Below are 7,526 nucleotides of genomic sequence, written 5' to 3'. Positions count from 1 at the left end.
ATGCTTGCCGTGGCTGGAGAACCCGAACACGAAGAGGTTTGCAACCTCGGCGGGTGTCATCATCTCCTTGGTGCGGGCCTGTCCGAGCATTACGTCCTCGACGACCTCCCGTTTGGAGATACCTCGCTCCTCGGCCGTGTCTTCGATTTGATTTACCATCAACGGGGTGAGGACGTACCCGACGCTGACTGAAAAGCCTCGAAGCGTCCCCTCGCCCTCGGCAGCGATGGCTCGGGTGAGTCCCTCGAGACCGTGCTTCGCAGTGATGTACGCGGGCTTGTCTTGGGTCGCGTAGTGACCGTGCACCGAAGACATGTTGCCGATGGCACCGGCACCGTCGTCCGTCTCACGGATGTGCGGCATCGCGTGCTTCGCTGTTAGAAACGGTGCGCGCAACATAACGTCCAGAAGGAGGTCGTACTTCTCCATGGGGAACTCCGGAATCGACGCGATGTGTTGCATTCCGGCGATGTTTGCGACGTATCTGAGCTCTCCGTGCTCGGCCGCAGCCTCGACCATCGTCTCGACGTCAGCGTCGTCAGTGAGGTCGGTGGTCACTGGATGGACCGTGCCTGACGCGTCGACGTCAGCAGCGATATCGATTGTCTCTTCGAGACCCTCCTCGTCGATGTCGGCACCGATAACCGAGATTCCATTCGCGGCCAAGGCAACCGCAGTCGCCTGACCAATACCCGATGCAGCCCCCGTCACGACGGCCGTGGTTTCGGGACCGAAGTGTGGGTCGTCGAGAACAAGCAGGTCGTCGGCGGTTAGTTCTGGCTCGGTGAGATCGAACGCTTCGGAAGACATACGTGTGCAGACCCAACGTAGCCAGAGCGTATAGTGGTATATCGGGTGTGTAACGCAGGGACACAACGACGTCAGTCAACTCGTTGTAGCCAATCTTGTTCGCGTTTGAACACCCCCCTACGCGAGAAGTTCGCTTCCGAGCACGATTACGCCGACAATCGCGAAAACCACCCCGAGCGCCGGTTCCATAAGCTCACTCGGAACGTACTTCCCGACCCGTGTACCGATGGTGCCACCAATAAGGACACCAGGAATCGACCAGGCGACAACATACCACACCGGAGTAGCAGCGAGTGCGTGGACGGCCGCACCAGCGATTGCGGCGATTGCAAGCACAAATACACTCGTCGCAACTGCAACCCGAGGCGGTAGCCGACATCGGACGATTAACTGTGTGGTCGTCACTTCGGGGAGTCCGGCACTGATGAGGCCCGTGATGAACCCACCGGCGGTGGCGAGGCCGACCCCGGGTGGTCGCCAGCAGGTATCGTACGTGAACGTCTCACCGTCGGTCGTCTCGATAACAGTTTCTCCACGGCCGGAGTTCTTTTCTTCGAGAAATGCGCCTTCGCACTCGCCCGGAACGCATTCTTCCGGTGGGTCGTAATACACGAGGAAACCACCTAATACGAGCAGTCCGATTCCGAATACGACCGTGAGCAGCGTCGTGGGAACGAAGTGAGCGGCGAGCGCCCCGCTCACGACCGCGGGCACTGCACCGAGGAGTAGCCACTTCGCAGTGGCGTAGTCGACAACCCGTTGGCGCACGTAATTTAATAGGCCGTTCCCCATTCCGAACACTTCGGTCAACAGTCCAGCCCCAATCGCTTGCGAGGGTGAGAGGCCGACGACCAGCATGAAAAACGGGCTAAAGAATAGCGCCCCCGAGACACCCGATGAAAGTGCAACCATCGAAAAGATGATTGACGCTGGGAATACCCACCAGTGCGCGAGGAACTGCTTCGTTGGGAAGTCAGCTAGTGTGGGAAAGGTCTGTAGCACAATGTCGATGGCTTCGAGCCCGGCCGACCCGTTCAAAAACGATACGGCGAATAGCCCGAAAACACCGACGAATCCACTAAGTACGACGGTTTGGTTTTTGGTCATCGTTCTGTATCTCTCTGTCTACGGGTGCGTTGAGTACTATTGTCGCAGTTCAAAATGGCCGATGAGAATCCACCGTCACGAATCATAATTTTCGTTGTAGTCGTCATTGTTCACCAGATACTACTCGAAGAGTTCTGAGATGGCTTCCTCGTCGGGGACCCACCCGACGAACTCACCACCCTCGAACGGAAGGTCGACAGCGGCAATGTAGTTACACAGTCCGACATAGAAGTCCACGAGAAGACCGAGTGCAACGATCTCCGCCGGTGAGTAGTGTCGAGTGAGCGCAGTATGAATCTGATCAGTCACAGTACCTGACTCGACGGCACGGGCGTATTGGAGCAAGACGAATTCAGCGTCGTCGAATGTGGATAAATCGCCGCCACCGATTGCTTGCATCTCCTCAATCGTGACACCCTTGCCACGAGCGATGTCGACGTGCTGGTGCCACTCGTAGCGAGCGCCACGAGCTTTCGCAACGGTGAGGATAACGAGTTCTTTGCGCCTGTCTCCGAGTTGGTCGTACAGCGTGTTCAGATACTCCAGCGTGGCTTCGAGAACTTCCGGATTGTGCGCCCACGCACGGAAGATGTGGCGGTCGCCGAGGTAGTCGTCACTGAACAGGTGGTGATACTCCTCTGGGATGTCGTCTAATTCGAGTAGCGGAAGTCGTGTCATGTGTCTTGGAATTGTTGTAGTAAGTCCGTGTCTGATTTCGGAACACAGTGGTACCTATCGACACTCTCCTTACGCGAGGATTCCGGCCCCGAGGAACGCGCCGAGGACGACGCCGTAGACGACGTGGACCGTCCCGAACATCGTCATCATGTCGCGGTCGGGTTCCGCCCCGATGACCATCCGCATCCAGAATACCATTCCCCCGACCATGAGGAGGATTCCGTAAGCGAGGCCGAGTCCGACGGCAACGATGGTGGAGCTGAGAGCGAGGCCGACCAACGGAACACCGACAGCAAAGACGGCACCAGCGACGATGCCGTAGGCTATGTGTAACACCATTCCGGGCATCGCGTAATCCTCAGGCTCACCTCCCGCGACCTTCGAAACGAGCCGCGCCGTTGGTGGAGGCCCACCATCGCCCAGTATCATCATCACGATAGTCATAACAATCGTTGCAACAACGCCCCCTGCCAGACCAGCAATCACGGATGCCATAATCTCATTTTATCAGATTCGGGATAGCTATTAAACCGCGACGCGGTCGTTGACTGTAGACGCACACTTGCGTAAGAATATCAACCCCGGCAGGATAAACTGGCAGTCATACGGCTCGAGATACCGAGCAAAGCTGTTCTCCTAACCGAGCGAACGCTACTGAGCCAGTACTGCCTGCTGTAGACTCTTCTTGGCTGGTATCCGATTTTCAAGCACGCGATTCGACCGCTGAAAATCCATAATTGTGGATGAGAAACACAATTCTAGTGAGGACGAACGTGCCCACCTAATCTGGAATCATGGACGTAGTTGGTGTGTGTTTGAGAAAATTGATTCATTTTCAGATGAATTTTCGGCCGGCGGAGCCACACCAACCGAACTCCCCCTAACGCAAGGATTTCAGCTAAATATCAATAGACATTGATAGAAAATGCAGTTCCCACGAGATCGTATTTCTCAGTGAACTAATCGGGAGATACAACCATTTGGGTTGGTACCGTTTCACCCAATTGACCCGACATCGAAGGCCGATTCTACTCAATAGATATTGTGGTAACAAAACAAAACTAGTTGGCATTTGTTTTGACAACGGTCTCGCCAACCACTATCTGCATCCTGATGCGGCACGACCGTCGTCCAGAAGGCGAACCAACGGATGGCCAAGCAGAGTGGCATAAGATACTTCATGCAGTCCGGCGAATGTATATGCATATCATCGGTTTAATGCATTACTGTACTATGTGTCTTACATCAACCCGAACACAGAATAACGTTGTTGAGTCGTCCGTTTCGGGGTGTAGCCCAGTCACCTGTCGTTAGGAGTGCCCCGGGGTGTGGCATCGGTTACGAGCTTTCTTTAATACAGTTGGTGCACTATGCTTACAAGGGTACTGGTGTAACGGTTTATTACCAGTCGGAAACTACCTTTCCCGAGCGTAAGGTACTGCTATCAATTGATTATCTGTACCTCTGCGGTCGTTGCGTCGTGGGTGCGGAACGCTACGCAGTATCGGTACTGCGTCGTGGTCGGTTTATTCGGGAGACTTCGAATTCGTTGTCATCCTTCTCCCACTCGAACGTGATTTCGTTGCCGACCCACGTGAATTCATCCGGACTGTACTCCATCCTCACTCCACCGTCGATTTCTATCTCTATCTCGTCGTCCTTTTCCCACTCGAAGTCCACCGAGACGCCCTCGTACTCGAGTTTCGCGTCTTCGACTTCTACGTCGGTGTCAGCAGCGTCGTCGGGCGTTTCGAACTCGATGTCGTTGCCTCCGTTGTACTCGAAATCGAACGCATCGGTTTCGGTGACTACCGTCACCTCGACCGACTCCGACTCGGCTTCGAAATCAATATTCGGTTCACCGACAGTCGTGAATTCGACACCATCCGGTCCCGCCTCGAACTCGACGTTCCGGTACTCGAACTCGACGCTCCCGTCCGCATCGAGTTCATAGCTGAGTTCGTCCCTTCCCGGGGTCTGGTGTGAACTCGTCGCCGTCGCGCCGGATTTCGTTCGTTCGTTGGGTGTCTCGTCGGTTGTTCCAGTGTCAGATTGGCTTGGCGTAAACAGCCGAAAGCCGACTAACAAGACGGAAACCCCGGACCCAACGCTCAGTACCCACTTTCGTCTCGGGAGGTCAGCCATCCACACTTCCTCCATCTAACACATCGTGAACAGAGAATATCAAGCCGTAGTATCAGTTCGGTAACTGACTTACTACGACGTTTCTGCGCGAGACGGAGAACAGCTTCCCGCCTGGATACCCCTCACCGAGCCGGGAGACGGCAACCCTCAGTCGTCGAAGTCGAGGTCGTCGTCATCACGGTGTGAACTGATGAGGGTACCGTTCACGTCGTAGATACGTCGGACGTCGTCGCCGTCCTCATCGTCCTTGTCGAACACTCGGAGTGTGCCGTTCTCGTCGAACAGCCACTCCTTTTCGTCACCGTCGTCATCCTCGTCTCGCCGGAATCGGAGCGTTCCATTCTCGTCGTAGACCCGTTCTTCTTCGTCGCCATCGGCATCCTCTTCCCGTCGGAATCTGAGGGTTCCGTTCTCGTCGTAGACCCATTCTTCTTCGTCGCCATCGGCATCCTCCTCAACACGACGACGGACGGTACCGTTACTGTCGAACTCCGTCCGCTCTTCATCACCGTCGTCGTCAATCTCCTCGACGAATCCACCCTCAGGTCCGGTGCAGGACTCGAACTCTTCGCCGTCGCTGGTTTCGTACTCGACGAATCGACTGCACCGGTCAGTCGACCCGGAGTCGAACTCGATGATGTCGTCATCTGCGCGGGCTGAGCCAACGGCCGTTGTGCTCCACGTAATTCCAGCGACCAGAGCACCGACCGCTCTCAGATACCTGCGCCGACAGGTTAGTCGCTCGTTCATCCTTATTGTTGGTTCTCGACGGTAATAAGTAACTGGTAAACTTGGTTCTCGAACCTCTCGACAGTCCAATGTATGACGGTACATGTAGGTGACTGGAACGTCATCGTTGACAGCACACAGTTCCGCTCTTCACCGCCTGTGGAGCGTATCACTCGGTTGATTTCTTGCACATGGTGTGCTGCTACTCACTGGCTTGAGTATCGTAAGAAAAGCTATTTTATTCTACTCGGAGAATACTGCGTTGAGGCAGGTCAGGACACGGCCACTTCGGATTCGGATAACCCTACCGAATCGTATGGTCAGCCATCCACACAACTAGATCCTGTTCCTGTCTCGTGCTGAACTGGGCCTTTTCACACTCCCAACCCCCTACCATCGTTCCCACCCCCTTCACCGTTATTGGGTGTCCGTCTAAGGAGATCTCCGGTACTGGCAGGTCGAACAATAGCTGATTGTTACTCCACGAGAGTAGCTCACTGATTGACTTCGACCTCGCCATGATTGGCTTACACTCGCCAAAAGTCGAGTTCCGAGGCGGTGGGGGTTCACCCGGGATGGTCGTGCGTCTCTTCAAGGAATGTTGTCAGGAGTTTCCACGTCGCCCGTCTGAGGTGCTGATGGAGCGTTGCGGAGGAGACATCCATCGACTCGGCTATCTCTTCGGCAGTGCTTCCGCGCGGCCAGTCGTAGTAGCCGGCGTGGTACGCGGCTTTTATGGCTTGTCTCTGCTTCTCTGTGAGACGGTCCTCAGCCGTGTTACGGAGGTCAGTAACGATCTGAACCGAACGGTCGACCGTCCGTTTAGCCGTCATCTCCACGGTGGGATAGAGCGACTGGAGTGCCTCAATCACTTCCTGAAGGTTCGTGGTCTGGGATGTCTCGATAACGAGTGTGCCGTCCCCGTCTTCTGCCACGGCGTTTTGGACGGTTGCACCGACTTCGGCCATGGTCTGCAGGACCGATTCAGTCTTGATTACTTCGAACAGACACTCCTCTTCCTGCTCTTTGATGACTCGGTTGTGGGTAACCGTCTCCATGTCCTCGGCCACCTCGCTCACGGTGTCGGCCGACGCCTCGTCAGCCCAGAGGTAGCAAAGGTAATTGCCGTCCTCTGCGGGAGCAGTCCCCTCAAGTCGACAGCGACAGCCGAGTTTCTCGGAGAAGTAGACGGGGAGATTCGACTGATCAGTGAGCTCGAACTCGAGTTCGACGATTTCGTCTGACTGGAGTAGCTCCCTGTTCCGAAGAGCGTTGATACTGAATCCGATTGCGTCCCCGAGGACTTTCAATCCCGACTGCGCATGTTCCCCGAAGGCGTCTTCACGAGCAGCGTCCACGACGAGCACCCCGTAGATTCGGTTCCCGTAACGCAACGGGATGGCTGCGGTAACCTCGACTTCGCCCTCGGCGGGTGGCTCTACTTCGGGTGTCGACGTGTTACTGTTGACTTGGTACAGTCGTGCGATACTGAGTTCACCCGTCTCGATTGCCTGTTTGACCGTTCCGTTTCCAATCCGGGGCAGTTTCATCTGCTCGATTGCATCCAGATACCCGTCTTCGACGCCTGCACCCGTCTTGATAAGAATTCCATCCGTGACCCCGTTCACTTCAGCTATCCACGCGCTGCGGTAGAGGTTCGATTCGGCCAACTGCCGGCAAACCTGATTTTCGATTCCATCACGCGTGCCAGCCTTGACCAACTCTCTGACGACATCCTGGATGAGTATGTTAATCCGGTTGAGCGTGTCGAGTTGGTCACGTTGGTTTCGGCACTCATGTTTTTGCTCCTGGATGGTGTGCTCGCGCTCGGCGCGATTGAGGTGGGCCGTAACGGTCGCTGAAAGCACTTCCAGCAACTGGATGTCGGATTCAGAGACCTCAGTTCCCGAAGGGACGAACACGGTCAACGTTCCGTGTTCCCCGAGCGGGAAGTGAAAGCTCGTCTCGCCGCTCGTCTCCCCAACGACGGTCTCGCTGCCATCAATTTCGTCGTTACGCACCGCTTCGCCTCGGCGGTACGCATGGCCGGCGAGGGT

Annotated in this window: 7 protein-coding genes; all 7 read right to left on the bottom strand. The window is 55.7% G+C overall.

Features of this window, described 5'->3' with window-relative positions; all coding sequences use genetic code 11:
* Window positions 1-810, bottom strand: an 810-nt coding sequence (locus tag QT222_RS10440; protein WP_491477131.1) for an SDR family NAD(P)-dependent oxidoreductase, incomplete at its 3' end; no start/stop codon positions are given.
* Window positions 811-927: 117 nt separating this feature from the next.
* Window positions 928-1,917 (bottom strand): sulfite exporter TauE/SafE family protein, encoded by a 990-nt coding sequence (locus tag QT222_RS10435; protein ID WP_491477130.1) that lies wholly within the window; start codon window positions 1,915-1,917, stop codon window positions 928-930.
* Window positions 1,918-2,037: 120 nt separating this feature from the next.
* Window positions 2,038-2,595 (bottom strand): carboxymuconolactone decarboxylase family protein, encoded by a 558-nt coding sequence (locus tag QT222_RS10430; RefSeq protein WP_004060667.1) that lies wholly within the window; start codon window positions 2,593-2,595, stop codon window positions 2,038-2,040.
* Between the two features lie 69 nt (window positions 2,596-2,664).
* Complete coding sequence (locus tag QT222_RS10425) at window positions 2,665-3,027, bottom strand: hypothetical protein (protein ID WP_491477129.1); 363 nt, start codon at window positions 3,025-3,027, stop codon at window positions 2,665-2,667.
* A gap of 1,062 nt (window positions 3,028-4,089) precedes the next feature.
* The gene (locus QT222_RS10420) at window positions 4,090-4,740 is read right to left on the bottom strand and encodes a hypothetical protein (protein WP_491477128.1); all 651 of its coding nucleotides are present in this window, start codon (window positions 4,738-4,740) and stop codon (window positions 4,090-4,092) included.
* 147 nt (window positions 4,741-4,887) lie between these two features.
* Window positions 4,888-5,490 carry a hypothetical protein gene (locus tag QT222_RS10415; RefSeq protein WP_491477127.1) on the bottom strand — a complete coding sequence of 201 codons (603 nt, stop codon included), beginning with the start codon at window positions 5,488-5,490 and terminating at the stop codon, window positions 4,888-4,890.
* A gap of 545 nt (window positions 5,491-6,035) precedes the next feature.
* The coding region (locus tag QT222_RS10410) for a bacterio-opsin activator domain-containing protein (protein ID WP_491477126.1) at window positions 6,036-7,526 on the bottom strand (1,491 nt) is incomplete at its 5' end.

It is taken from the genome of Haloferax sp. s1, from assembly GCF_058382125.1.
This window is presented reverse-complemented; position numbering and strand designations above follow the sequence as displayed.